This is a genomic window from Agrobacterium sp. B1(2019) (genome assembly GCF_008274755.1).
Classification (GTDB): Bacteria; Pseudomonadota; Alphaproteobacteria; order Rhizobiales; family Rhizobiaceae; genus Agrobacterium; species Agrobacterium salinitolerans.
On sequence record NZ_VTPB01000002.1, the window covers coordinates 1,095,956 to 1,121,144 of the forward strand.

26 protein-coding genes, 1 tRNA gene and 2 pseudogenes are annotated in these 25,189 nt (G+C 57.6%); 13 read left to right on the top strand and 16 right to left on the bottom strand.

Annotation, left to right across the window (positions count from 1 at the left end; all coding sequences use genetic code 11):
• The first annotated feature begins 8 nt into the window (after window positions 1–8).
• Window positions 9–797 (top strand): DUF4394 domain-containing protein, encoded by a 789-nt coding sequence (locus tag AGR1_RS19865; protein WP_149147944.1) that lies wholly within the window; start codon window positions 9–11, stop codon window positions 795–797.
• A 282-nt stretch (window positions 798–1,079) separates the two neighbouring features.
• Here the strand turns inward: AGR1_RS19865 and AGR1_RS19870 are convergent, their stop codons facing one another.
• Together AGR1_RS19870 and AGR1_RS19875 are read right to left on the bottom strand one after the other, a co-directional pair.
• Complete coding sequence (locus AGR1_RS19870) at window positions 1,080–2,342, bottom strand: DUF2254 domain-containing protein (RefSeq protein ID WP_149148028.1); 1,263 nt, start codon at window positions 2,340–2,342, stop codon at window positions 1,080–1,082.
• Between the two features lie 78 nt (window positions 2,343–2,420).
• Complete coding sequence (locus AGR1_RS19875; protein ID WP_149147945.1) at window positions 2,421–4,403, bottom strand: BCCT family transporter; 1,983 nt, start codon at window positions 4,401–4,403, stop codon at window positions 2,421–2,423.
• A 289-nt stretch (window positions 4,404–4,692) separates the two neighbouring features.
• On the opposite strand from AGR1_RS19875, the gene AGR1_RS19880 reads away from it, so the two are divergent.
• The 3 genes and pseudogenes from AGR1_RS19880 (at window position 4,693) to AGR1_RS19895 (ending at window position 7,157) form a co-directional block, all read left to right on the top strand.
• On the top strand, window positions 4,693–5,439 hold the full coding sequence (locus AGR1_RS19880) for a potassium channel family protein (RefSeq protein WP_236760819.1): 747 nt from the start codon (window positions 4,693–4,695) through the stop codon (window positions 5,437–5,439).
• A gap of 52 nt (window positions 5,440–5,491) precedes the next feature.
• Window positions 5,492–5,893: pseudogene (locus tag AGR1_RS19885) on the top strand (transposase); the annotation flags it as partial.
• A 373-nt stretch (window positions 5,894–6,266) separates the two neighbouring features.
• A complete protein-coding gene (locus AGR1_RS19895) occupies window positions 6,267–7,157 on the top strand; it encodes a LysR family transcriptional regulator (RefSeq protein ID WP_149147947.1) in 891 nt (296 codons plus the stop codon).
• On the opposite strand, the gene AGR1_RS19900 is transcribed toward AGR1_RS19895, so the two are convergent.
• The 7 genes from AGR1_RS19900 to AGR1_RS19935 form a co-directional block, all read right to left on the bottom strand.
• The gene (locus tag AGR1_RS19900) at window positions 7,142–7,876 is read right to left on the bottom strand and encodes an SDR family oxidoreductase (protein WP_080794680.1); all 735 of its coding nucleotides are present in this window, start codon (window positions 7,874–7,876) and stop codon (window positions 7,142–7,144) included. The two genes, AGR1_RS19895 and AGR1_RS19900, sit on opposite strands and share 16 nt — an antisense overlap.
• A 276-nt stretch (window positions 7,877–8,152) precedes the next feature.
• Entirely contained in the window at window positions 8,153–8,563 is a 411-nt protein-coding gene (locus AGR1_RS19905; RefSeq protein WP_080794679.1) for a carboxymuconolactone decarboxylase family protein, read from the bottom strand.
• Complete coding sequence (locus AGR1_RS19910) at window positions 8,499–8,927, bottom strand: MerR family transcriptional regulator (protein ID WP_149147948.1); 429 nt, start codon at window positions 8,925–8,927, stop codon at window positions 8,499–8,501. The genes AGR1_RS19905 and AGR1_RS19910 overlap by 65 nt, the downstream gene beginning before the upstream one ends.
• A gap of 540 nt (window positions 8,928–9,467) precedes the next feature.
• A complete protein-coding gene (locus AGR1_RS19920) occupies window positions 9,468–10,346 on the bottom strand; it encodes an HlyD family secretion protein (protein ID WP_149148030.1) in 879 nt (292 codons plus the stop codon).
• A 5-nt stretch (window positions 10,347–10,351) separates the two neighbouring features.
• The gene (locus AGR1_RS19925; RefSeq protein WP_080794674.1) at window positions 10,352–10,555 is read right to left on the bottom strand and encodes a DUF1656 domain-containing protein; all 204 of its coding nucleotides are present in this window, start codon (window positions 10,553–10,555) and stop codon (window positions 10,352–10,354) included.
• The gene (locus AGR1_RS19930) at window positions 10,552–12,561 is read right to left on the bottom strand and encodes an FUSC family protein (protein ID WP_187772236.1); all 2,010 of its coding nucleotides are present in this window, start codon (window positions 12,559–12,561) and stop codon (window positions 10,552–10,554) included. Before AGR1_RS19930 ends, AGR1_RS19925 begins: the two co-directional genes overlap by 4 nt.
• On the bottom strand, window positions 12,558–12,929 hold the full coding sequence (locus AGR1_RS19935) for a hypothetical protein (RefSeq protein ID WP_080794670.1): 372 nt from the start codon (window positions 12,927–12,929) through the stop codon (window positions 12,558–12,560). Before AGR1_RS19935 ends, AGR1_RS19930 begins: the two co-directional genes overlap by 4 nt.
• A gap of 74 nt (window positions 12,930–13,003) precedes the next feature.
• On the opposite strand from AGR1_RS19935, the gene AGR1_RS19940 reads away from it, so the two are divergent.
• Together AGR1_RS19940 and AGR1_RS19945 are read left to right on the top strand one after the other, a co-directional pair.
• Window positions 13,004–13,810, top strand: coding sequence for a helix-turn-helix transcriptional regulator (locus tag AGR1_RS19940; protein ID WP_187772237.1), 807 nt, complete (start codon window positions 13,004–13,006; stop codon window positions 13,808–13,810).
• 40 nt (window positions 13,811–13,850) lie between these two features.
• Window positions 13,851–14,225 (top strand): VOC family protein, encoded by a 375-nt coding sequence (locus AGR1_RS19945; RefSeq protein WP_149147949.1) that lies wholly within the window; start codon window positions 13,851–13,853, stop codon window positions 14,223–14,225.
• Window positions 14,226–14,293: 68 nt separating this feature from the next.
• On the opposite strand, the gene AGR1_RS19950 is transcribed toward AGR1_RS19945, so the two are convergent.
• Window positions 14,294–15,190 carry a LysR family transcriptional regulator gene (locus AGR1_RS19950; protein WP_162927574.1) on the bottom strand — a complete coding sequence of 299 codons (897 nt, stop codon included), beginning with the start codon at window positions 15,188–15,190 and terminating at the stop codon, window positions 14,294–14,296.
• A 125-nt stretch (window positions 15,191–15,315) separates the two neighbouring features.
• Between AGR1_RS19950 and AGR1_RS19955 the strand changes: the two genes are divergently transcribed.
• The 3 genes and pseudogenes from AGR1_RS19955 to AGR1_RS19965 form a co-directional block, all read left to right on the top strand.
• Window positions 15,316–16,287 (top strand): MBL fold metallo-hydrolase, encoded by a 972-nt coding sequence (locus AGR1_RS19955; RefSeq protein ID WP_149147950.1) that lies wholly within the window; start codon window positions 15,316–15,318, stop codon window positions 16,285–16,287.
• 35 nt (window positions 16,288–16,322) lie between these two features.
• A complete protein-coding gene (locus AGR1_RS19960; protein ID WP_246669678.1) occupies window positions 16,323–16,475 on the top strand; it encodes a hypothetical protein in 153 nt (50 codons plus the stop codon).
• Between the two features lie 59 nt (window positions 16,476–16,534).
• Window positions 16,535–16,914, top strand: a pseudogene (locus AGR1_RS19965) (transposase); the annotation flags it as partial.
• 164 nt (window positions 16,915–17,078) lie between these two features.
• Here the strand turns inward: AGR1_RS19965 and AGR1_RS19970 are convergent.
• Window positions 17,079–17,153: transfer RNA gene (locus AGR1_RS19970), tRNA-Val, on the bottom strand.
• An 81-nt stretch (window positions 17,154–17,234) separates the two neighbouring features.
• Window positions 17,235–17,597 carry a response regulator gene (locus AGR1_RS19975; protein WP_003497910.1) on the bottom strand — a complete coding sequence of 121 codons (363 nt, stop codon included), beginning with the start codon at window positions 17,595–17,597 and terminating at the stop codon, window positions 17,235–17,237.
• A gap of 181 nt (window positions 17,598–17,778) precedes the next feature.
• On the opposite strand from AGR1_RS19975, the gene AGR1_RS19980 reads away from it, so the two are divergent.
• Both AGR1_RS19980 and hisN read left to right on the top strand, forming a co-directional pair.
• The gene (locus tag AGR1_RS19980) at window positions 17,779–18,663 is read left to right on the top strand and encodes an N-formylglutamate amidohydrolase (RefSeq protein ID WP_080794664.1); all 885 of its coding nucleotides are present in this window, start codon (window positions 17,779–17,781) and stop codon (window positions 18,661–18,663) included.
• 319 nt (window positions 18,664–18,982) lie between these two features.
• On the top strand, window positions 18,983–19,759 hold the full coding sequence (gene hisN, locus AGR1_RS19985) for a histidinol-phosphatase (RefSeq protein WP_080794662.1): 777 nt from the start codon (window positions 18,983–18,985) through the stop codon (window positions 19,757–19,759).
• 20 nt (window positions 19,760–19,779) lie between these two features.
• On the opposite strand, the gene AGR1_RS19990 is transcribed toward hisN, so the two are convergent.
• Together AGR1_RS19990 and AGR1_RS19995 are read right to left on the bottom strand one after the other, a co-directional pair.
• Window positions 19,780–20,721: an alpha/beta hydrolase gene (locus AGR1_RS19990; protein ID WP_149147951.1), complete on the bottom strand. Its 942-nt coding sequence runs from the start codon at window positions 20,719–20,721 to the stop codon at window positions 19,780–19,782.
• Complete coding sequence (locus AGR1_RS19995) at window positions 20,687–20,938, bottom strand: hypothetical protein (RefSeq protein WP_149147952.1); 252 nt, start codon at window positions 20,936–20,938, stop codon at window positions 20,687–20,689. Before AGR1_RS19995 ends, AGR1_RS19990 begins: the two co-directional genes overlap by 35 nt.
• 162 nt (window positions 20,939–21,100) lie before the next feature.
• Here AGR1_RS19995 and hspL point away from each other — a divergent pair, with 162 nt between their 5' ends.
• Window positions 21,101–21,583, top strand: coding sequence for a heat shock protein HspL (gene hspL / locus AGR1_RS20000; RefSeq protein WP_003519731.1), 483 nt, complete (start codon window positions 21,101–21,103; stop codon window positions 21,581–21,583).
• Between the two features lie 65 nt (window positions 21,584–21,648).
• Here the strand turns inward: hspL and AGR1_RS20005 are convergent, their stop codons facing one another.
• Window positions 21,649–22,668 (bottom strand): bile acid:sodium symporter family protein, encoded by a 1,020-nt coding sequence (locus AGR1_RS20005; RefSeq protein ID WP_149147953.1) that lies wholly within the window; start codon window positions 22,666–22,668, stop codon window positions 21,649–21,651.
• A gap of 98 nt (window positions 22,669–22,766) precedes the next feature.
• On the opposite strand from AGR1_RS20005, the gene AGR1_RS20010 reads away from it, so the two are divergent.
• Window positions 22,767–23,627 carry a LysR family transcriptional regulator gene (locus AGR1_RS20010; RefSeq protein WP_080794657.1) on the top strand — a complete coding sequence of 287 codons (861 nt, stop codon included), beginning with the start codon at window positions 22,767–22,769 and terminating at the stop codon, window positions 23,625–23,627.
• A gap of 5 nt (window positions 23,628–23,632) precedes the next feature.
• Here AGR1_RS20010 and glpK read toward each other — a convergent pair whose 3' ends face one another.
• The gene (gene glpK, locus AGR1_RS20015; RefSeq protein ID WP_149147954.1) at window positions 23,633–25,132 is read right to left on the bottom strand and encodes a glycerol kinase GlpK; all 1,500 of its coding nucleotides are present in this window, start codon (window positions 25,130–25,132) and stop codon (window positions 23,633–23,635) included.
• Between the last annotated feature and the right edge of the window lie 57 nt (window positions 25,133–25,189).

Sequence of the window (25,189 nt, forward strand, 5' to 3'; positions counted from 1 at the left end):
AGAAACACATGCGCACTATCCGCCTCACTCTTCTCGCCTCCATCGCCCTGACGGCATCAGCAGGCATTGCCGTTTCAGCACCGGTCCTTGGCCTCATGGGAGACAAGACCCTCGTCATGTTCGATACGGAGAAGCCCGCGGTTACAAAATCGATGGATGTTACCGGTGTAGACAGGCTTGTCGGTATCGATTTTCGTCCGGGCAACAAGACCATCGTCGGTGTGACGCCGGATCATAACATTGTCACCATCGATCTCGAAACCGGCGCTGCGACCGAGGTCGCCAAGATGGACAAGATGCTTACCCTTGCCGATGCGCCGGTTGTCGTTGATTTCAATCCTGCCGCTGACCGTCTGCGTTTCATGACGGGCACGACAAATCACCGCGTGCATCCCGATACCGGGGCCGTCACGGTGGATGGCGCACTCGCGTTCGAGGATGGCGACATGCATAAGGGCGAAACGCCAAACATCGTCGCTGCGGCCTACACCAACTCGACCGGCAAGCCCGAGAAAACGGCAATGTACAATATCGATGCCACCATCGGTGCCCTGATCCAACAGACAAAACCCAATGACGGAACATTGAAGGCGATCGGCAAGCTCGGTCTGAAGGAAATGCCGGCAAACTATGCCTTTGATATCCAGGGAGAAGAAGGCGGCAAGAACACTGCCTATCTCGCCGCGGGCAAGATGCTTTACACCGTCGATCTGGAAACAGGCGCTGCGACCGAAATTGGTTCCATCACCGGCGCCGACGGTGAGCTGCGCGACATCACCGTTCTCCCCGCAATGTGAGCCTTTGTCGCGACAATGAAAACATGAATGGAAGGGCTGCCTCCTGAATGGAGCCGGCCCTTTCCATCTCTGTACGGTCGAAAGGGTTACATTTCGGGAAGCAGTATCTTGTCTATGACATGAATGACGCCGTTCGCCTGCTTGACGGCAACGATCCTGCCCTCACCCCGTAAATTTAATAATTACAGGAAAACATAGTCCAAGGCGCAAAGAGAACGTCTTGCCATTCGGTTATAATTCTCGTTCTTCCGCAGGAAGCAGAGGCCCGGCGAAACATTCTGGCTACGACAGGTTCTTGCTCAGCAGCGCTGCCGTATGTCGTAGCCTGGCCAAGTCTTCATCAATCATTGCAGTTGCTTCAGCACGCTTGAGAGCGCTTGCCGCGTGCAGCATTGCAATCTTCTTGAACTCCACATCGCCGAATTTCGATAGGGTAAGAAACGCTTTCTGTAATCGAAGCCCAACTTCGATGATACATGCCCCGTCTCGCGCGATAGGCACGAAGAGATCATCAAACAGGTCCTCAAGTCGAATTGGGGTAACGAAGAGCCGAGGATGCAGCACCTTTGTTTTGCTGTCCTGTAAATCCCAGACGGAAAGCACGCGTATCGCTCGGGAGATCACATCAATCGCAGTGCCCGGATCGTTGATGGCCGGTGAAAGCGCTCTGGAGGCAATTTCAGATAAAACCGCAGCACCGAAGCGAGGATCCTGATCGAAAGACCTGACATTACCAATAGTAAAAGCCGAGGCGATACGCTCGTAAACATTGTCATGAACCTCGCCGTTTACCCAAGCCAGCGGAGTGTTAGGTGCAACCAGCTTGCCCGCTATAGCGACAATGAAAATGTCAAAATCGAATTCCTCGGCGATCTCGGAGAGCAGCGTTGCATCGACATGCTGAACGTAGCCAACCTCGTTCTGGTGGATGGGCGTATTGGGCTCTCCTAATCTCGGGTCACCCTCAAGCAATCTGTGGCCGCCGAGATTTGGCGTCTCCACCCATGCCGTCAGTGCTTCAATCGTTGTCCGTTCGACCCGCTCCGTGGTTTCGGTCACTCGCCCAAGTCGCGAAAGATGATCAATCCAGCGCAGCAGCGTGACGATAATGAGAACGATCACGCCGATGGTGACCACAAAAAGGATGAGGCGTCCGCGATCCCCGTATGCACCTGTTGTAAGTGCAATTATTCCGACCAGACTGAAAAGGAAGGAGCCCACGAAGGTAGCCAGCACATTCTGTGTCGTACTGTCTTCCATGACCAGTTTCGTGGCTCGCGGCGTGACGTTGGTGGTGGCCGCGGAATAGGCGGAAACCATTGTGCTCAATGAGAAAGTCGTTACCGTCAACATGCTGGAGGCAATAATACCGAGAATCTTGTCAACGGCGTCCGCGCCTATTTTTGTTGGCAGCTCTTGCGGGATGTAAGGCGAAAGCGCGACGGCAAGCAGAGCAGTCACGACACCAGCCATGGAAAAAAGCGTTGCCCTGAACCATATCCGTCGAACGATCTGGCCCAGCCACCACCGCCACTTTGACTTCATCACTCGCCAGCTCCCCTCAAAAGCGACCACCCGGACCGTCGCTTGTGCCGGGTGGGCAAAACTCGTGCAATCCGAACATTATGCCGTGTGTTCCGGCGCGCCATGGACAAGCTGAAACTCCGGCGAGTTGACCAGGTGCAGGTAGCGTTCGAACTGAATCAAGACATCGCTGATGATCTGATCCTGCGACATGCCCATCAGATCGTAGCCACTATTGCCGCTGGAGAAAAAGGTTCTCGCTTCGTATCGAAACTCTGCCTCGCCTGCGCGGATGGTGGTGAAGCTTGCAACCCGATGTTTCTGGACCGAAACACCATAGATAAAGTCACGAACGTCAGACGCTGGAGATCGAAGGGTGACAAGACCGTCTCCCTCCCGATCTACCTCCGTCGGTCTCCCGCGAGACTGAAGTTCGGCAGCAACCTTGTCCAACGCGGGTGCGACCTTGTCATCGATGAAGATCGCAACTTCTTTCTCCGTCGTGGTGCTCAGCATCAGAGCGAGCCTTCGTTGCCAGGTCTGACCAGAGGCGGGCTCCGCGGGCCCAACGTTTCGGCTGCTGTGCACCTCACGCTGCGCTAAATCCTGCTGCATTCCAAGATACAGCGACACGACCAAGGCCAGCATTACCACGGTAAAAGGCAATGCGCTGGCAACAGTTGCGGACTGCAACGCGGTGAGGCCACCCGCCATCAGCAGGCATGCGGCAACGAGCCCCTCCATCGAACACCAAAAAATCCGCTGGCCCGTCGTCGTTTCCGTTTCACCACCGGCGGCGATGGAATCCACCACCAGCGCCCCGGAATCAGCCGAGGTGATGAAGAATATGGAAACCAGCAGAACCGCCAGTGTCGAAGTGACGCCAGAAAGAGGCAAATATCCGAAGAAGCGGAAAAGGCCGACGGAAACGTCGTTCGAGATGGCGGCGCCCAGAGCGCCCGCGGCGACACCTGTATCGATGAACATTGCCGTATTGCCGAATACCGTCATCCAGAAGAATGTAAAACCGGCCGGGATGAAGAGCACGGCAGCAACAAATTCGCGCACGGTTCTTCCGCGAGATATCCGCGCGATGAACATTCCCACGAACGGCGACCAGGAAATCCACCAGGCCCAATAAAACAGCGTCCACGAATCGATCCAGGGCGTGGGCTCGTAGGCGTAAATGTTGAAGGTTCGCAGGACGATCGTATCGAGATAGAGGCCGAGATTCTGCACGAAGTCCCGGAAGAGCTGTGTCGTCGGTCCGGCGATCAGCACGAAAAGCATGAGCAGTACGGCGACAACCAGATTGGTCTCCGATAATATTCTCACGCCTTTATCCAGGCCTGTCACAACCGAGATGGTGGCCATGCCGGTCACCACGACAATCAGGACAAGCTGGACGCTGGTGCTGATCGGCAAGCCGACAAGGTGGTTGAGGCCGGCATTGATCTGCGCGACGCCGACCCCTAGCGATGTCGCAATGCCGAACATGGTGCCGACAATCGCAAAAATGTCGACCGCGTGTCCGATCGGGCCGTTGATCCTGTTCTTCAACAATGGATACAAGCCTGAGCGAACTGTCAGCGGAAGGTTGTAGCGGTAACCGAAATAGGCGAGCGACAAGCCAACGACGGCGTAAATCGCCCAGGCGTGTATGCCCCAGTGAAAGAAAGTCACAGTCATCGCTTCGCGCATTGCCGCCACGCTTTTCGGTTCGGCGGTCGGCGGCGCCATATAGTGGGTCATCGGTTCGCCAACGGCATAGAACATGAGACCGATGCCCATACCGGCGGCAAACAACATCGCAATCCACGACAGGAAACGGAAATCGGGTACTGAATCGTCCGGTCCCAGTTTGAGCTGGCCAAACCTGCCGAAACACAATAGCAGCATCGCCGCCAGAAATATGCCGACTGAAAGCAGGTAGAACCAGCCGAAAGCGCCGAGAATGGAACCCTGAATGGTACCAAAAAGTGCTTCCGCCTGGCCGGGCAGCACGATACCGATCGCGACGAACAAGGTGATGACAATCACCGACCCGTAGAACACTGGCGGATTGATGATGAACGATTTCATAGCTGCAATGGCCTTCCCTTATGCGTATGAGCAGATGGATTTTAAATATGCTCTTTGATTTTACCCCAAGTTTCGGCAAAAGATCATCACAGACTGGACATCTTCCGCTGTTGGAGAATGCGGAAACGACGATTTGGCTCCATCTTCTTCCTCAATAACGTTGCGGCCTTGCCGCATGACGCGCCTTTTGCCTGGCATTGACCCTGTCTTCACTCGCGCCTATCCGTTAAAAATGACATTCACGACAAGAACCAGAAGATCCGTCTCGTCTCGTCTCGAGATCTTGAAGATGAAGTTGCGTCGTATCGAGCGCGGGCGCGACACGTGGGCACTTCGTTGGCAAGCTGTGCTTGCTGTTATCGATGTCAGCATCATCTCGTTCTTCATTTTCGGGCCGTTTTTGCGCAGTGGGCCCTCCTATCTGATCATTGATTACATGATCGCGGTGTGGATACTTGCCGAACTGTTCGCACGTGCATTCGCAACCGGCTCTTTAGGCGTGCTCCTCAAGAGGCCGATGACTTGGATTGATCTCGTTATTCTTGCCACGTTGTTGTTTCCAAACGCGCTTTTCAATTTTGCTTTCCTGAGGGCGATGCGTCTGTGGGCCGTGGGCGAAAGCCCGCTCTTCGCCGTCATCCTGAAACGGCTCGGTTGTCATCACTACAAGGACGTTGCGCGCGCATCACTCAACTTCCTCGTCTTCCTGTTCATGGTAACAGGATTTGTCTACACGACCTTCTTCTATCACCAGAGCGGTTTAGTCGGCTTCATCGACGCCCTTTACTTTACGGTCGCGACGATGACGACGACAGGTTTCGGCGACATTACGCTTCCTGGACCTCTCGGAAAACTGACCTCCGTGGTTACAATGATCGTCGGTATTTCTCTCTTCGTCAGGCTGGCGCAGTCGATCGTGCGCCCCCGCAAGGTACTCTTTCCTTGCGGAAAATGCGGACTGCAAAGGCACGAGGTGGACGCGGTCCATTGCAAGGCCTGCGGACACCTGCTCAACATTCCAAACAACAATGACTAATACGCGTCCTTACTGACTCGGCGTCCGCAGCAATCACTACAGGTCGCTCTCCAGTCGAGGCGCGCGGCTTCATGACTGGGCCTACTGCGAACTCGCCGATCTCGATGCCGACGAATATAACGAGACGAAATCGGGGCTTTGGACCCGTTGCCTTCTGATCCGGCGCAATATCAGCGACGGTGATCTCGCATTCTTCACCACATGGTGCCCTACCGGGACGGACATCCAGACGCTCGTTGCCGTTGAAGGCCATCGCTGGGCGATCGAAGACAGCTTCGAGACCGCCAAGAACGAGTTCAGACTCGATCACAAAGAAACCCGGTCATGGCATGGCTGGCATCGCAACGTCTCCCGCGTCATGCTTGCTTTCGCCGTGATGGCGGTGATCCGGTACCTCGCCAATGACGCGACGCCCCCCCAAAAAAAACCGCAGATTCCGACCATCAGGATTTGATCCGCTGGTCTATCCAGGAAGTCCGGCGCATCGCCATCAGACTCGCCCAGCGTCGCATAAACCCCGCCTACGTCATCCCATGGTCATGCTGGAGACGCGCCCCTCAGGCGGCCGCTCGACGGGCTGTCTCAAAACAAAAATGCAACTGTAATGCTGGAGCAGATAGGTTCAGGCCCACTTCGGCCGCCCTCGAAGCTCCCGCGATTTTTCAGAGAGGATCAAGCCAAAACATTTCACACTGTGTATTCGCGCGAGGTTTGAGTTCCAAGAAGGTCCTGATCAAACATGGCCCTCACCAGACATGGCGAATTATCAGGCGCCGCCTGGCTGGAATTGTGCTAGAAAAATGATCGACATCGTGTTGAGGTAAAGGATGCAATTTCGCCATCTCAAAACATTCACTGCAGTCGCTAATACTCTCAACTTCACACACGCGGCTGAACACGTTCATCTTTCCCAATCAAGTGTGACGGAGCAGATTCAGGCTCTAGAGGCAGATCTCGGCGTGAAGCTGTTTGACCGGTCGCGCAGGAGGCTGACGCTTACACCGGCGGGGGAACGCCTGCTCGGCTATGCAACCGAACTGCTCAACCTTGCTGACGAAGCATATTCTGCAGTTGCGAGTGCATCTGCCACCGTGTCCGGGAAACTCGTTATCGGCGGCCTTGAAACGCTTTGCTCAACCCGACTGCCAGAATTGGTCGCAGAGTTCAGCAGCCGATACCCTGCCGTGGAGATAAGCCTGAAAACAGCAGACAGTGGGGGGCTGCGCCACGGAATAGTGAATGGCGATCTCAATGTGAGCTTCTTCTTGGGGGACGCAACGGCAGCGACAGGTGTTTGGAGCGAGGCCGTGGCCAGCGAGGATCTTTTGATTATTGCGCCGCCAAACCATCGATTGGCCGGGTATGAGGCGATCAAGCCAGAGGACCTCGTCGATGAGGTCTTTCTAGTGACACCGCCCGGTTGCATCTATAGGAGAATATTCGATGAAGCTTTCGCGGCAACGTTGCCCGGGTTCCCGAAGCGCGCCGGGGAATTTGCAAGCATCGGTTTGATACGAGGCCTGGTTGAAGCAGGCCTCGGCTGTGCGCTCTTTCCTCGGTCCGCCCTCTCTGCGCAGCCCTCTCGTATCGTTGCTGTTCCGTGGGCGGGCACGACGCCCCTAACAATGGTGTGGCGGTGCCAGCGTGTACAAACCCCGGCGACAGAAGCGTTCCTCGCTATCGCCCGAGAACACTTCCGTGGTCAGACCAAGCGCTGACCGCCATCAACGTGAATCACCGTTCCAGAGATGAAACCATTGCGCATGACTGATTCAATGGCTTGTGCGATGTCGTCCGCCTCTCCGATCCGACCAACCGGCAGGCGCTTAGCCATCGCGTCCAGTGCCGCGACTTTTCCTTCGCCAGCGACCGAGTCCCAGATCGGCGTATCGACCCAACCTGGCGAAACGGCATTCACACGTACTGGCGCTAGTTCGACAGCAAGAGCGTAGACAAGAGACTCAATCGCCCCGTTGATTGCGGCAACGACCGATCCTTTAGGCGCGGGCCGATATGCGGCGATCCCGGAGGTGAAGGTAATCGATCCGGAAACTTCTAGGTGCGTGGCGCCGTGCTTGGCCAGCAGAAGCGGCGCGATCACCTTTGAATCGATGACGCTCCGTGCCGTCGATATATTCATCTCCGACACCGGCACGTAGACGCCGCCCACGTCGGCGGCAGTCGAGACGATGTGATGCACTGCGCCGACCGATCCGAACAGGCGCTCTACATCGTCTTCGCGCGTTGCGTCGGCGGCGATCGTTTGCAGACGCGGTACATTGCCGAGCTTTTCGCGGGCCTGGGCCAGCCGTTCCGATGATCGCCCGACGATCGTGACTGCAGCCCCCGTGGTAAGCAATCTTTCGGCCAGCGCAAGTCCCATGCCGGAGCTACCGCCAACAACGAGAACATGCTCGCAAGCTTTTCTTTCTGACACTAGTTATCTCCTTCATTTTGTTCGAGTGCGCAGGAGTGCTGCACTCCAATGACAGGAGGTGTACTCGGCAAAGCCCCTTGGGAAAAACAGGAAGATACGATTGCGTAAATCGGAAAACCCGATGATCGCCTTTGAGAAAGCAACGGGTTTTTTGCGAGAATAGCCTGCCCAATCTAAAATCGGAATCCGTGAGCTGTCCCACCGCCCCACGCGGCAGTCAGCGGTGAAGCCGCATCAGGCACGGCTGTCGACGGCGCAGAGTGTTCATCAGGGTATTTACTCTTGCTGAACGGGGAACCGGGCGGCGAATATTTCCTTGGCAGCGAACAGCCCGTTGATCGTCGCCGGAAAGCCCGCATAGACAGCCATCTGAATGATGGTTTCGATGATTTCGTCCTTGGTCAGCCCGACATTCAGGCCGGCTTCTATATGGACCTTCAATTGCGGGGTCGCGGTTCCCATCGCCGTCAGCGCTGCGATAGTCGCGATCTCGCGGGAGCGCAGATCGAGGCCGGGGCGGCTGTAAATGTCGCCGAACGAGAACTCGAACACGTAGTTTGCGAAGTCGGGGGCAATGTCGGCCAGAGCGGCAATGACATTGTGGCCAGCTTCGCCGTCGATTTCAGCGAGTGCCCGCTTGCCTCGTTCCAACCGGCTTTCGTTGGCGTTCGGGAATTGATGCGTCATACTCTTTCATCCTCTGTTCTAAGCTGGCATATCCAGCAATCTTGGTGTCGAGAACGAGAAGACAGGCTTGCAGTTCGGCCACATGCATACGGACACGTTCACGGTGCTGTACGAGCAAAGCGCTACGGTCCGCTTCCGTGCCAGCGCCGCGCTCCCGCAAGGCTGCGTAGCGCAGCATTTCCCTGATAGGCATCCCGGTTGTCTTGAGACGGTCGAGAAATTCTATCCAGATTAGGATTGATGCGTCGTAGTCACGTTGGCCCGATTGGTCCCTGTCGGCATGCGGAAGCAACCCGATCCGCTCATAGTAACGGATAGTGTGGGCAGACAGTCCTGAACGCTTCACCAGTTCGCCAATCTTCATAAGACCCCTTCTTTCGTCACGACGCGTGGAAAGCTACGAGTTAGAGTGCGCTCTAAGTCAAGAGGTAATTTGTTGCTTTATCGGTGCGCATCGTGTCGAGCAGACCCGAATTGGCGGATGCACCATCCCATGGGGCCGTTTTTTCTGTATTCGGATCAACCGACGATCATTAGTCCCAGAACACCGCCACCCAGCGGAAGGCGCCGCCGTCGGCCGCGACGTGGCCGACGGAAGGGTATGGCACCTGCCAGGAAGAACCGGTCGAAACCGGGATGCTCCATGAGCAGACACAGTCACGAGCCCTGGCCCGCTTGGAAGACGCTTCATAACCAGGGGTCAGACTGTTTGCCAGACTTTCCACAACCTCGCAGATCGGGGCAAACGACTGTGAATTTGTCGCTCAGAATGGGGCGATCTCTACGATTGGCGGTTCCATCTCTACTTGGTAGAAGGTCCAGAGCTCCAATATCCCCGCAGAACATCCGGCGCTGGCGAGCTATAGTGCTGCGATCCCGTAGCGGAAAGAGCAACGAGGCACGCCTAGTTCTTTGTCTTTCCTATTGAGACAGTCGCGGTTCTCCCCGCGACCAGCCGGAGCGTTGTCGGGGCGTCGTCGATCTCGATCCGCACCGGAATTCTCTGCGCCAGTCGGACCCATGAGAATGTCGGTGCCACGCTTGCGAGCGAGCCCGCAGTATCGCTTCGTTCCCGATCCTCTATCCCCGCAGCAATTCCGGCGACATGTCCGGTGACCGATTGAGCTTCACCCATGATATTGATCGTTACCGGATCACCGATGTGGATTCTCGGGAGCTTTGTCTCTTCAAAATACCCCGCAAGGTAGATAGATTCTTTTTCCACCAGCGCGCCCACGGCAGTTCCAGCCAGGACATAGCTCCCCCTTCGCAGGGAAAAGTTCGTAATCGCTCCGGACGCCGGCGCCCTCACGGTCGTCCGCTCAAGGTTCAGCTTTGCCAGATCCCGCGCGATAAGCGCCGATCGATAGGCGGCCTCTGCCTGATACATCCGGCTTTCTGCTTGCTGCCGCTCCTTGAGGCTGGCTGCTTCCTTTGAGGCAAGCAGTTGATATCGTTCGAAATCGGTTTTCGCCAGCTCCGCCGCCGCCCTCGTCCCTGTTACCTGCGCTTCTGCCTCGCGCAGCGCAAGTTCGAAGCGATCCGTTTCGATGCGAAACAATGGCGTTCCTTTCTCAACATGTGCATCGTCCGACACCAGAACCTCGGAGACAGGCCCGGAAACATCTGGTGCAAGCCGAACGATATCCGCCCGGAGACGGGCGTCACGCGTCCATGGCGCTTCCATATAGAAAGACCACAGGTGCCAGCCCAACACCACAGCGCAACCCGTCATGGACAGGGTCAGAAGGACTTGACCCGCGGTGAACGTCAGATTTTTCATCATCATCAAAACCAGTCGATAGCGGCAGAAAATCCGCCGAAAAGAGTAATATACAGGGCAAAGTTGAACAGAGAGCGGTGCCAAACCGCCTGGTAAAAACCGATCTTGCCGAGAAGGGAAGCGAGAACGCGTAACCCGACATAAGCAAACAGGGCGAGCGCTGTGGAAGACGGCAAAAAGACGCCATAAAGATCGAGTTCTCCCATCAAGCGGCGTTCCTTTCTGAAAACGGAATTCCGGGAACAGGCCTGTCAGCGTCCGGAGCTATGCAAAGGCGAAGAGCGACGGCTTGCAGCAGAAGCTCGATATCCATGTCGGTGGTGACCGTAGTCGAAAGGATCAGATCATCGAGCGCCCGCAAGGCGTTTTCCAGCGAAGCCCCTCGTTCAGCCGGAAGGCCGTCATATAAGCGCGCGACTGCGCGGAAGACCGGTTCCACGGTGAGGCGGAGACCATCGGAAACTTTTGCAATGAGCTCCTGCATAGCGACCAGATGCAGCCCCACCCGGATATTCCTTAAAAGGTCGCGATCACAGACCTCCGAGGTCGGCGGGAGTCTTGCCACTCGTGAGGCGAACAGGCCGGCAACGTCAATCATGCGATGTCGCGTGACAAGGCCATCGGTGTGTTCGCCAAAGGCGATGTTTGCGACATGTCTCCGGGTAACTGAAAAGAGCCGTCTGGCATTTGTTTCCGTTTGCACGGATCGAAAGATGCCGCAGACCGCTATCGTCCAGACCATTGCCAGTATGGTTGCGGCCGCCGCATTCGTGAATGTGGCAAAGTCGGACCCTGGATATGCCCGGAGCGTGAGAAGAAGAGGGAAATTGATGCAGAGTCCCATACCAACCAGCGCAAGCGAGGGCACTGCGAGACAAATGCCCGCCGGTATCAAAAACAATCCAAGAGCCGCGACAAGTGGCGCAAAACCGTCGATGAGCGGAAGGATCGCAAAGCCGTAGATGAATGCGGCAATGGCGGCGCCGATCGTCACATTGGCAAATTTGCGCATGGCAGGGACCGGGTCGTCCATCGTGGCGAGGAGGCAGCAAAGGACGCCCGATATCTGGGCGAGGGTCATTCCGTCGGACCAGCCGGTTGCGATCCAGAAGAAGAGTGACGTCGCAACGCAGATCGCGACTGTCAGCGATGACAGCAACGCCATTCCGATATCACGATGCGGTGCGGGCGTTCTCTCTGGAGCGCGGGCCGCTCGCGCCCCGCTTTCATCTTCAACGGATTTTCGAAGAGTGAGGCACTCCTCAGAGAGTCGAGAAACGGTCCGCAGCTCGCGGGCATAATTGGCGAGAAGAAGTTTTTCCCACGTCGGAGGCGCGGCGAAAGAGGCGATTGCATCGCTCGCGATCGTCAGGGAGGAGCTTCTCGGATCGGAACCCGCCTCCCTGATCATTGCCAATGCCTTTTCGTGGCCGCAGGGGTCTAGCCTGCCCAGTGATCGTCGCAAATCCTCCAGCTCGCTCAGCAACGGGAGGAAGGATACCATCCGATGATGCAGCGACTTCACCAGTGCCACTCTGGTTCGGTATCTGGATCCGTCATACTGAAGATGAACCGCAAACGAACGCAGATCGGCCGCCTCCGCGGTCAGTGCGCTGCGCTCCATCCTGCTTTGGCTTCCTTCCAACTCGCCGGCAGTTATCGCTTCGAGAAGCTTCTGCGCCCTCGCCATCCAGCCGTCGATCCGGTTGAGAAGAGTTGTTCCTACGTGAACCGGAAAAACAATGTGGCTGACGATCGAGGCGCATATGATCGCGAGCCCGATCTCCTCTGTGCGGGAAACGACAATATCGAAAGCGTTTGCCGGAGTGTTGACCAGCGGCAATCCCGCAAGAAGCACGGTGTAGCCCGCCAGCAGCGAAACATAACTGCGAGGCGTGCGATCAAGCAGACTGAAGAAGGTACATGCAGAAACCCATACGACGATCGCGCCAGAGAGCAATATCGGCTCGTTCACAAGGTTCGGGACCATGAGAATTGTCGCGCCACCCCCAATCAGTGTTCCGAAAAGCCGATAGACCGACTTTGACGAGATCGCGCCGGAGAGCGGGTGGGCGACAATATAAACGGTTGCAACTGCCCAGTACGGCCGGTTCAGATCAAAACTGAGGGCTACGAGATAGGCCAGCATGGCTGCGCCGAACGTCTTCAGCGAAAAGATCACGTTCCCCCTGGTAACGACTGGTCGGACACTCAAATGTCATCTCCCGGCCTGGAGATGTTCTGCTCCGCGCCTTGTTCATCACAGGTGATGCTGTTCGGCAGGCCACAGATCGCTGGCGAGACATAACAAAAGAACGGTGCGGCGAGGCAGGCGTGCAGGTAAGCGTCGGCCTGATCCGTACACGAATCAGTAGATACGACCCCCGGTTGACGGCCGAGAAGCGCGCGGGCTTTCGAAACGAGACCGGTCGTGGTTCTTTTAAAGAGACCAGCGCGCGGCGACTTTGTCCGCGTTCGGGGTGGAGGCAAAATGCAAAGACTGCGAGGCTCTTTGAGGGACAGACGAATTTCAGTCCTGACAATGTCAGACCACCAACGGTCGTCGAATTTTTGAAGTGCCATGATCGTTCTCCAGCCTGTTTGCCGGGTGTGAACCTATCGACAAAGCACGCGGAAGAATTTAGATATACCATCAGATGATCACTAAATTCCACCAATCGCCAATATCTCTCTCCAGCGTCTTCGCCGACTATGATCTCGAAAGCTCGCCTGCGCCCGCGCGCGCAGTCAGGATCGACGTGTCGCAAAACGAACGCGAGGCGCCCGAACATCAACACCGCAAGGGCCAGCTCGTCATGCCCCTGCGCGGTGGTGTGACATGCAGGGTTCCGAGCGGCATGTGGATGGTCCCGCCGCACTGCGGCGTCTGGGTTCCAGGGGGCATGCCTCACAGCAATGTCGCCACTGCCAACGCGCGCTTGTTCTTTCTGTTCGTTGAACCGGGGGCTGCCGATTTACCAAACCGATGTTGCACGCTTTCCCTCTCGCCACTCGTCAGGGAACTCATCATCGAGATGGCCGATCAGTCCGCGGTTGCGACGGCTCACTCGGAACTTGTGACGACGCTGCTTCTGTCGGCCTTGTCGCGCATGCCTGTAGAGTATCTTCATCTGCCGCTGACGGATGAATCGCGGCTTTTGCAGATTGCGTCGGAACTGGCGAATAACCCGTCCGATCGCAGTACGATGGCGCAGTGGGCAACGCGAGTGGCGATGAGCGAGAATTCGCTCGCACGTCTCGTTCAGCAGGAGACCGGCCTTACGTTTGGCCGCTGGCGCCAACAGTTGCAATTGATCGTCGCAATCCGAAGCCTTTCAGCGGGGGCGACAGTACAGCAGGTTTCGAGCGACCTCGGATATGAATCGGTGTCAGCGTTCATTACCATGTTCAAGAAGGCTCTCGGAACCTCGCCATCAAAGTATCTAAGAAACTTCGACCGCTAAAAGTCACGAAAACGGACGGGCAGTCCAGAGGAGATAAAACATGTTCACCCACGTCATGATCGGCAGCAACGATCTGGAGCGCGCGAGAGATTTCTACGATGCCACCTTCGTCGCTCTGGGCGGCAAGCCCGGCGAGATGGACGCCAGAGGCCGACTGATCTACGCCCATGAAGGAGGGCGGCTGATGATCACGACACCCATTGACGGCAAACCGGCGACCGTTGCCAACGGTGGAACAATCGGTATCGCGGCGACGACCCCCGACCACGTCCTGGCGTGGCATTCCGCCGGAGTCGCACACGGCGGAACGGCAATCGAGAGCCCACCCACGGCACGTCCGAACGGGGCGTTCGTTGCATATCTTCGCGACCCCGACGGAAATAAACTGACTGCAAGGACGCCTCCCACGAAATGAGGCAGACAGCCCCATGCACGGTTGGTTTTATGAAATTGAGTTAATCGGTGGTGGGTCCTGATCGGAATTTAATGGGCCAGCTGATCGCGCAAGCGGGGCGTAATCCAATCCAGGAAGCATCGAATTTTCGTTGGCAATGGATCGGCTGGTCCGTAGACGACATTCACGGGCAGCGGTTCCGGCGCAAACTCAACAAGTACTTCCTGCAGGGCGCCAGAACGTAACTGGCCTGCAATCTGGTAGGAGAGTACGCGGATGATGCCGATACCCGATACGGCCGCCTGAATTGCGGCCTCTGTCGTGTTGACTGCAAACCTTGGGCGGGGTTCGACATTGAAAGCGGCCCCGTCGCGGCGGTAACGCACTTCCGGCGCGGTCGCGAAGCCCTGAAAGCTGATACCGTCGTGCCGGGCGAGGTCGTCGGGTTCATGCGGAACGCCCCGCCGGACGAAATAGTCAGGGCTGGCACATACGACCCGGCGGACTGCACCAACACGTGTTGCGATCAGCGCGCTGTCGGCCAGATGTCCGATGCGAAGGGCGACGTCAACATGTTCATCTGCCAGACTTATCTGGCGGTCCGTCAGCGTCAGCCGCATATCGATTTCGGGTTGCTCCTTGAGGAATTCCAGCACAATTGGCAAAACGTGACGCTCGCCGAAGGCAATTGGGGCCGTCACATGCAGCCCTCCGCGCAGCGCGCCGTAGTCGCCGCTTGCCTGTCGCTCTGCCGCTTCCAGTTCGTCCAGGATACGCCGTGACGCGGCGACGTAGTTTCGCCCTTCATCCGTCAAGGACAGGCCGCGGCGGGTACGCAGCACCAGACGGACGCCAAGGTGCTTTTCGAGGTCGGCGACCTTGCGGCTGACCGTGGCGAGCGGCGCGTGCAAACGCCGTGCCCCTGCCGAGAGGCTGCCGGCGTCGACCACCGCGAGCAAGACTGACATCGCTTCGAACCGATCCATTCTATCCTTCCATAAAGTGAGAGGGAATCTCCCGGAATCGCAGGATACCGTATCGTTTTTGGATGTCCTAGTTTTCATGATGTCGAGGGACCTTCCCTCGTTGCCAGAACAAGGAGAAAGACGTCATGCCCAATCTTTCGCGTCGTGCCTTTGCCAGCGCTCTTCCTTTTGGCCTCCTCGGGGGAGGACTGATCCATGGCGCGCAGGCCCTTGCCGCAACACCGGAACCGGTTACGACGCTGGCGAGCGTAACGCCGCTGGCGCAGATCCGCATCGGCCGCTTCACGGTGACGGCGCTAACGGACGGCTATGCAGATATGCCCTACACCTTTTTTCCCGGGCGTGCCCCGGCCGAGGTAGAACGGCAGGCAGTCGCCCAGTTCACCGCCAGGCCAAGCGGCGTGCGGTTTCTGTTCAACCAGTATCTTGTCGACGATGGCCAACGTCGCATCCTGATTGATGCCGGCGCAGCGGGCTCCATCGGGCAAACCGGCAACCTGCCGCAAGCCCTAGCCAGGCTTGGTCTGCAGCTTGATCAGATCGATGCGGTCATCGTGACGCACATGCATCAGGACCATATGGGCGGCCTGATCGCCGGCGGCAGGAACAATTACCCGAATGCAGAGGTCTATATCGATCGGCGCGACGTCAGGCATTGGACCGACCCCGCCAAGCGCAACAGCGCACCCGAATTCCTCCGGACGAGCTTTCAGATGGCGGAAGAGGTCGTGCGCCTCTACCCCAGGCTTCAAGCGATCGATGGAGAGCGTGAGATTGTACCCGGCGTAACCATTATCGACCTGACGGGCCACACGCCCGGCCATATCGGCGTTCGGGTGGAAGATGGGGGCAAGAGCCTTATCATGGTCTCAGACATGATCTTCCCGGTCGTACATCCAGAAGCGACCGACGTGTTCTTTCTCTTCGAGCAGGACCAGGCAGCTGCCAAGGCAATGCGTGATCGCTTTTTCCCTCGCGCCGCATCGGAAGGCGCAGTGATTGCCGCCACGCACATGCCGTTTCCGGGGTTAGGTCACATCGTTTCCGACCGTGGACAATTCCGTTGGCAGGTTGCGGATTGGGCGTTGCAAGACTGAGGCAGGTTTCGGCCGCCCGGAGAGGCAGATGAAAAATGAGCAAATATCTTGATATTGCAACAACGTCGTCCGTGGTGGCCGCACAGGATAACTATGGAAGTGCCGAGCAGTGGGCGCGCATTGCCGCACGCAGCGGCGCCACAGAGATGCCCGGACGTCAGCGCCTCGGCCCCGCAGAAGCAGCATAGCTGGCTCGGGAAATCTGCACAGCTAGGATAAGTGGAATTTCTGCCTGACTTCGGCTTAGATGCCGGGAACAGGAGATACCACGACGAGCCGACCGCGCCGGAACCATAGCCCGGCTTTCAAGGCGAAGGTGGCGCTCGCCGCCATCCGAGGCAAGCAGACGCTGGTGGAATTATCCCGACAGTTCGATGTGCACGCCAACCAGATCAAGCAATGGAAAGACCAACTCCTTGAGGGGGCGACAGGCGTTTTCGGCGATGACGCGAAGGCGGAACCGGCGGGTCCAACCGTCGATGTCAAAACACTGCACGCCAAGATCGGCGAACTGACACTGGAGAACGATTTTTTGTCCGGTGCGCTCGGCAAGGCGGGATTGCTGGGCGGAAAGAAATGATCGACCGCGAGCATAAGCTATCAGTCGTGCGCCAGGCGAAGCTTCTCGCGCCGGATTACTCGAGCGCAGGTCGAATGGCCATCGACGCTTATTTCGAGTCGCTTGGCTTGACCTACACTGTTCCAAGGCTAGTTCACGTGTCAGAAGCGTGTCAGTCGCTAAAAATGAAAAATCCCCAGAAGGGGATTTCTCAATGATATCAAAATTCGGATGGTGGGCGTGACAGGGATTGAACCTGTGACCCCTACGATGTCAACGTAGTGCTCTCCCGCTGAGCTACACGCCCTCCGTGGCGGCGGATAGACCACAAAACCTGTTCATGCGTCAACTGCTTTTTTTCGGTTTTGTGAAGGTTTTTTAAGACCCCTTACGCCACAAGGAGTTTGTTGACCTCATCGACCAGATCGCGCAGATGGAACGGCTTGGAAAGCACCTTGGCATCCTTCGGAGCCTTCGAATCGGCATTCAGCGCAACCGCTGCAAAGCCGGTGATGAACATGACTTTCAGGTCCGGATCGAGTTCGGTCGCGCGGCGCGCAAGTTCGATGCCGTCCATTTCGGGCATGACGATATCAGTCAGCAGAAGCGAGAAAGGCTCTTCGCGAAGCCGGTCGTAGGCGCTGGCGCCATTGTCGAAGGAAGAAACCTTGTAACCGGCTTTTTCCAGCGCCTTGACGAGAAAGCGGCGCATATCGTTGTCGTCTTCAGCGAGAAGAATTTTCTGATTCATCATAAGTGACCGTAACTACTCAATGTTTGGGATACCCTAGCCCGATTATAGGATTTTCACGGTAAATATCCTGTGAACACGTGAATCGGTATAGCGCTGCTTGGGCGATAGTATGGACTTGCCGCACCGTAACTGGCAACATGAACATCCCGATTGTTTGCGACATGGTAAATGGCACTGAATGGACTGGGTAACGGGTGAATATGAACTCTTCGAAGTAACGGAACCTGCCGTTCAAACCCTGCCATTCGTCTATAATTCCCCCCATAGCGGCCGCTGCTACCCCATCTCCTTTCTGGAATCGGCAAGGCTCGATTCGCATGAGATCCGCCGCTCCGAAGATCACTTCGTCGACGAGTTGTTCGCGGCGGCGCCGGAGATCGGCGCGCCGCTTCTTAAAGCAAATTTCCCGCGCGCCTATCTGGACGTCAATCGCGAGCCCTACGAACTCGATCCCCGCATGTTCGAAGGCACGCTTCCGCCTTACGCCAATATCGGCTCCATGCGGGTCGCCGGCGGCCTGGGCACAGTGCCGCGCATCGTTGCCGAGAATATGGACATCTATGCCCACCGCCTGCCCGTCGACGAGGCGCTTTCGCGGATCGAGACGATTTACAAGCCTTATCATGCCTGCCTGCGCCGCCTCCTTTCACGCACCCACGCCAATTTCGGAATGGCGGTGCTGATTGACTGCCATTCCATGCCGGGCAATATTCGCGTCGCCGGCTCGAATCTGAGGCCGGATGTGATCGTCGGCGATCGCTACGGTACCAGCGCATCCCAGGAAGTCTCCCGCGCCGCGCTGCATTTTCTTGAGGAACTGGGTTTCGTCGCGGTCTGCAACAAACCCTATGCTGGCGGCTTCATCACCGAACATTACGGCCGGCCCATCCGCTCTCTCCATGCACTGCAGATCGAGGTCAACCGGGCGCTTTATGTGGATGAAAAAACGCTTTTGAAAAAAGCTGATTTTCCCGCCATTCAGGCGTCGCTTGAAATCTTCATGCGCCAGCTCGGCGCCTTCGTTTCCGAATATGCGATAGAAACGTCGCTCGCTGCCGAATAGCAGCGCGAATCATCCGCTATTTCAATCTTTTATCCCGTATCGTCTGGCAGCCCGTCGGACAAAAAAAACCGCGCCTTGGCGCGGTCAAGTCTAGGGAGGAAACACCCAAGGAGGGTATTTACAGTCAAAGACTGCAGGATCACGCTACGCAGTAATTGCACAATTGTCAATCATTTTATTTTATGCATATTTTTTAGGCTTATGCTGAAAATATGGAAACACCGGCACCGCCATTCGTATGAGTGGACGGCGGATGTGATTCCGGTCTATGCATTGCCCCACAGAATTCAGACCAAATATCCAGGCAATGAGGTTTCGCATGCTGCCCGACCGGGATTTCTTCTTCAAACTTGCCGATGCCGCCAGCGCAGAAACGCTCCCCCGCTTCCGCACGGGCATTGCCGTCACCAACAAGCAGGATGGCGGCTACGATCCGGTGACGGAAGGCGATCAGGCGGCAGAAACAGCCATTCGCGCGCTTATCGAACAGCGTTTTCCGCAGCATGGCATTCTGGGCGAAGAACACGGCAATATCGGTCTCGACCGCGATCACATCTGGGTCATAGACCCGATTGACGGCACACGCGCCTTCATTTCCGGCGTGCCGGTCTGGGGCACGCTGATCGGTTTCCAGTCCGCCGGCCGCGCCACCATGGGCATCATGGACCAGCCTTTCACGAAGGAGCGTTATTTCGCCGATGGCAAAGCGGCGTGGTATTTCGGGCCGGATGGCGAGCGGAAAATCCGCACGCGCGACTGTGCGTCGCTATCGGACGCCGTGCTGTTCACTACGACACCACACATCTTCACTGCGGAAGAAAAGCCCTTCTACGAAAAAGTACAGGATCAGGTCCGCCTTTTCCGCTACGGCGTGGATTGTTACGCCTATTGCCTGCTTGCGGCCGGCCACGTCGATCTGGTGATCGAATCCGGCCTGAAGCCCTATGATGTCGGCGCGTTGATCCCTGTGATCGAGCAGGCCGGCGGCATCATGACGACCTGGGATGGCGGGCGTCCGGAAAATGGCGGACGCATTCTGGCGGCCGGCTCCAAGGCCGTGCACGAAGAAGCCCTTGCCATTCTCTCGAAACTCTAGGCAGCCCGCTTAAGCGGCCATCACTCCGGCGCGAAAAAGGCGTCGATGGCCGCCAGCGCCTGCTTGCGGAAAACATCGCGCTCATGCAGCAATTCGTGGCGCGCACCGGTGATCGGAAGAAGCTGCGCTGCCCGGAAATTGCGTGAGAGTTCTTCCTGCGCCTTATAGGGCGTGATGGTATCCAGCATCGGCGCCAGAATGAGGGTCGGAATGGTGATATTCGTCAGATGGTCCTGAGTGACCACCCGCCCCATGGTCTTCAGCGCCTCATAGACCCAGCGCGCCGTCGGCGCACCGATGAAAAGCTCCGGAAATTGCCTGTGCAGCGAAAGATTTCTTGCAAAACGGCTGGGGTCCGAGGTGAGCGGATTGCCGTCGAAATCCCGCTCGCGCTGATCCTTGCCGAGCTGAACCCGTCCAAGACCCACGAGACTTAGAGCCGTCGCCACCACCCGAATGACGGATGAGGGGACGGATTGCTGGCTGTCCAGCTCGATGAAGGGCGAACAAAGCGCCAGACGGTCGATCCGGTTCGACAGGCCGGGTGCGGCGGCAAGCGCTGCAAGCGCGCCGGTGGAATGCGCGATCATGAAGAACGGCAGCCGCGTATCCGGCAATACCACCTGTTCGAGAAAAAGGCCGATATCACGCTGGTAATCGGAGAACCTTCGCACATGCCCGGCGCCCGGTTTTTTAAGCAATCTTTCGGAACCGCCCTGCCCGCGCGTATCGAAGGTCGCAACCCAGAAACCCATGGCAGTGAGATCGCTAACCGTTTCGAAATATTTCTCGATACATTCGTTCCTGCCATGCAGCAGAACCACGGTTCCGCGGGCCACCTGGCGGCTGGCGCGAAAGATCGCATAGCGAAGCTGTTTGCCGCGATAGCCGGTAAAATATCCGACGGTATGGTTGTCGGGAACCGGGTTATCTTCGCTGGCGCGCAATGTGGCTTCGATCATCGGTCTTTTCCGGCTTTTCTGCCTCTTCGGGATAGGTCGGCGACGCGGGAAGGTCAAAGAAAAAATTGCCGGAACCGTCGGTTAAAGCAGTCGCGGTTCCGGCGAATAAGACAGAAGAAGAAGGGACGTTATTGCTTCTGTCCACGGAGAATGTCTCCGATGACCAATGTTTTATGGCTCTCAAACTGAACGATGCCGGAACCTGACGTTCAGCCATGGTTCATGTTGCTTTCGCCTTTTCACGCCCCCTTGACGCGGCGGCAAGCCATTCCCATCTCATTCATGCGGTCGCCAGAACGGGACCGCGCCACATGTCCGGCCGTCGCCAGAACGGGACGCCGGGCTTAACCGCAAACAGTCGCTTCTTAAGGAGGACACCATGCGTCACGTTGATTTTTCCCCCCTCTATCGTTCCACCGTCGGCTTCGACCGTCTTTTCTCGATGCTTGACGGCCTCGGCCAGCCCGAACAGGCCCAGTCCTATCCGCCCTACAATATCGAGCGGACCGGCGAGAACACCTATCGCATCACCATGGCCGTCGCCGGTTTCGATGAGAACGAACTCAGCATCGAATCCCGCGCCAATGCGCTGACTGTGAAAGCCGAGAAATCCGCGGATGAGAAATCTACGGAAGGGGAGTTTCTTTATCGCGGTATCGCCACGCGCGCTTTCGAGCGTCGCTTCCAGCTTGCCGACCATGTCGAGGTCCAGACCGCTTCCCTGAAGAACGGCCTCCTCCACATCGATCTCGTCCGCAATATTCCGGAAGCCATGAAGCCGCGCCGCATTGCGATCTCGTCCGACAGCGCAGATGCGCCGAAGACCATAGAAGCCCAGATTTCGCCGGCTCAGGTCAACTAAGCTTTCCTTCATGCAAAACGAACGGCCCCTTCATGGGGCCGTTTTATTTGCGGAGAATCCTCGCGTCAGCGGCTGGAAGCAGCCGCGCCTTCCGTGGCAACCGGTTCCGGCATCGCCGCTTTTTCATGGGCCTTGCGCGCGTAACGCTGAGCCAGAACCGCGCAGACCATCAGCTGAATCTGATGAAAAAGCATGATTGGCAGGACGATCGCGCCGATGCTCTGGCCGGCGAAGATGGCGCCCGCCATGGGCACGCCGCTGGCGAGGCTCTTTTTCGAGCCGCAGAAGGTGATGGTGATTTCATCGGCCTTGTCGAAACCCAGCAAACGGCTGCCGAACATCGTCACGCACAGAACAAGCGCCAGCAGCAGGACATTGATGACGATGACCACGCCAATATCCCTGAGCGAAAATGTGTGCCAGATCCCTTCGATAACCGCATCGGAAAAAGCGAGATAAACGACCATCAGGATGGAGCCGCGATCGACCGGAGCCAGCAATTTCTTGCGCGCCCTGATCCAGTCGCCGATCCACGGCTGCAGCACCTGGCCGACGATGAAGGGCAGAAGCAGCTGCAGGAAGATTTGCAGGAACGCATCCAGCGAAAATCCACCGCCATGGCCGCCCACCGTAAACAGCAGGCCGACCAGCAGCGGGGTCAGGAACATGCCGAAAATATTCGAAGCCGAGGCCGAACAGATCGCAGCCGGCACGTTTCCGCCCGCCATGGAGGTGAAGGCAATAGAGGACTGCACGGTGGATGGCAGCACGCAGAGGAACAACATGCCCATATAAAGCGGCGCAGGCAGAATATTCTCGGGAATGAAACCGATCGCCACGCCGAGCAGCGGGAAAAGGCCGAAGGTCACGAGAAGGATCGCCAGATGCAGTCGCCAATGCAGGATACCGGCAATCACCACATCCCGGGAAAGCCGCGCGCCGTGGAGGAAGAACAGCAAAGCGATCGCGAGTTTTGTCGCCAGCCCGAAATACTCCGCCGGCTCACCGCTGATCGGCAGAAGGGAAGCCAAAATAACGGTGGCCACCAGCATCATGGTGAAGCGATCAGGTAGGAAGCGGGTCATGGGAGGTCTTTCCAGCATCGGTTTTGCTTGAAACGCGCGTTACTATCACTCATCATGAATTCCGATGCAAAGATTAACAGTTATCGCGATTCAGGATAATGCTGAACCTTCAACATCTGGCGAGCTTCGTGATGCTTCAGCAGACCGGCAGCTTCACGCTGGCGGCCGAACGGCTGGGGATTGGCCAGTCCACTGTCAGCCAGCATATTCAAAGGCTTGAGGCCGCACTTGGCCGCCGGCTGATTGCTCGCAGCACCCATCAGGTGAAACTGACGGGTGAAGGTGAGGCACTGCTCGGTTACGCTCGCAATATGCTGGAAATCGACAGCAAGGTGTCGTCGCTGTTCAGCGAGAATCGCCTGCGTGGGCGGCTGAGGCTTGGCGTTTCGGAAGATTTCGTCGCCAGCCGGCTGACCGCCATTCTGGAAGAGTTCATCCGCCTTTATCCTCTGGTGGATTTGGAACTGACGGTTTCCCTGAGCGGCGTGCTTTACCAGATGCAGGACAATGGTGAACTGGATGTGGTGCTCGCCAAACGCCGTCTCGGCGACAAGCTCGGGCACTTTCTCTACCGCGAACCGCTCGTGTGGCTGGCGCGCGACCCGGAGCGAATGCTGAACCAGCCGGATGCCCTGCCGCTGATTGCCTTTCCGCCGCCGAGCATCACCCGAAAGGCAGCGCAGGAGGCGCTGGACCGGGCCGGTCTCGCCTGGCGGATCGTCTGCACCTGCGGCAGTCTCAGCGGGCTGACCGCGGCAGCAAGGGCGGGCATGGGCATTCTGGTGCAGCCGCGCAGCATGGCACCGGCAGGCCTGAAGGAAATTACCTCAGGCGTGCTGCCGCCCCTGGAGGACGTGGAATTCGTGCTTCAACCAAGCAAGGGCGCGGATGCGAAGCTGGTGCGCGCCCTTTCCGATCTCGTTTCCAGCAAGAGCATCGCACCCGGCAGTTTCGTGTAGCCTATTCAATTCTCCCGTTGCGACAGGCAGCGGCCGACACTATCGCGCCAGCCGTCAATGGCGTCTTTCCGTTCGGCCTCTTCCATTGCGGGGCTGAAACGGCGATCACGCCGCCAATGCTCAGCAAAGGCCTTGCGGTCCGGCCAGATGCCGGCGCGGGAGGCGGCAAGCCAGGCCGCTCCAAGAATGGTCGTTTCCAGGAAAACGGGCCGATCGACGGGTGCCGCAAGAATATCCGCCAGCCGCTGCATGGTCCAATCCGAAGCGACCATGCCGCCATCGACCCGGAGCACCGTCTTGCCATTGTCACCCGCCCAGTCCTTGCGCATGGCGTCCAGCAGGTCGAAGGTCTGATAGGCGACGCTTTCCAGCGCCGCGCGGGCGAATTCCGCCGGACCGGTGCCGCGCGTCAGCCCGAAAATCGCGCCACGGGCCTCCGCGTCCCAATAGGGCGCGCCAAGACCGGTGAAGGCCGGAACCAGATAGACACGCTGATTGGCGTCGGCCTTTTCCGCAAGCGCGCTGACCTCGGAAGCGACCGAGATGAAACCAAGCTCATCGCGCAGCCATTGCACGGCGGCACCGGCAATGAAAATGGAGCCTTCCAGCGCATAGGTGGTGATGCCGTCAAGACGGTAAGCGATGGTCGTCAGCAGCCGGTTGGTCGAGGCGACGCGATCCGTGCCGGTATTAAGGAGCGCAAAGCAACCCGTGCCGTAGGTGGATTTCATCATGCCCGGCTCGAAGCAGGCATTGCCGATGACGGCTGCCTGCTGGTCGCCGGCCACACCCAGGATCGGAATTTCCGCGCCCAGCAGCGACTTGTCGGTCACGCCAAAATCGGCGGCGCAATCCAGCACTTCCGGCAGCATGGCGCTGGGAATGTCGAGGATCGACAGAAGCTCATCGTCCCATGTATTTTCTTCGATATTGTAGATCAGCGTCCGCGAGGCATTGGTGGCGTCGGTGACATGCCGGCGGCCGCCAGTCAGGCGATAAATCAGGAAACTGTCGACAGTGCCGAAGCAGATTTCTCCCTTCACGGCTTTTTCGCGAAGACCGCTGACGCTGTCCAGAAGCCATTTCAGCTTCGTGCCGGAAAAATAGGGATCGAGCAACAGACCGGTCTTTTTCGAAAACAGCGGCTCAAGTCCCCGGCGTTTTAGATCCTCGCAAATGGGCGCGGCGCGCCGATCCTGCCAGACCACGGCCCGATGCACGGCCTCGCCCGTGTTCCTGTCCCACAGTACCGTCGTTTCGCGCTGGTTGGTAATACCGATCGCCTCGATATCGGAGGCGGCGATGCCGGCATCGGCAAGCGCCAGCCGAATGGTTTCGAACACGCTTTTCCAGATATCCTCGGCATCGTGTTCAACCCAGCCCGAGGCCGGGAAATGTTGCGGAAATTCTCGCTGCCCGACACCGATGACCCGCATGTCGCGATCAAAGACCATCGACCGTGTCGATGTCGTTCCCTGATCGATCGCCAGAATATAACCGCCCATCATGCCACTCCCTTTCAGACGCAATGACCGGGGCGGCAAGCCGCCCCGGTTTCAGAT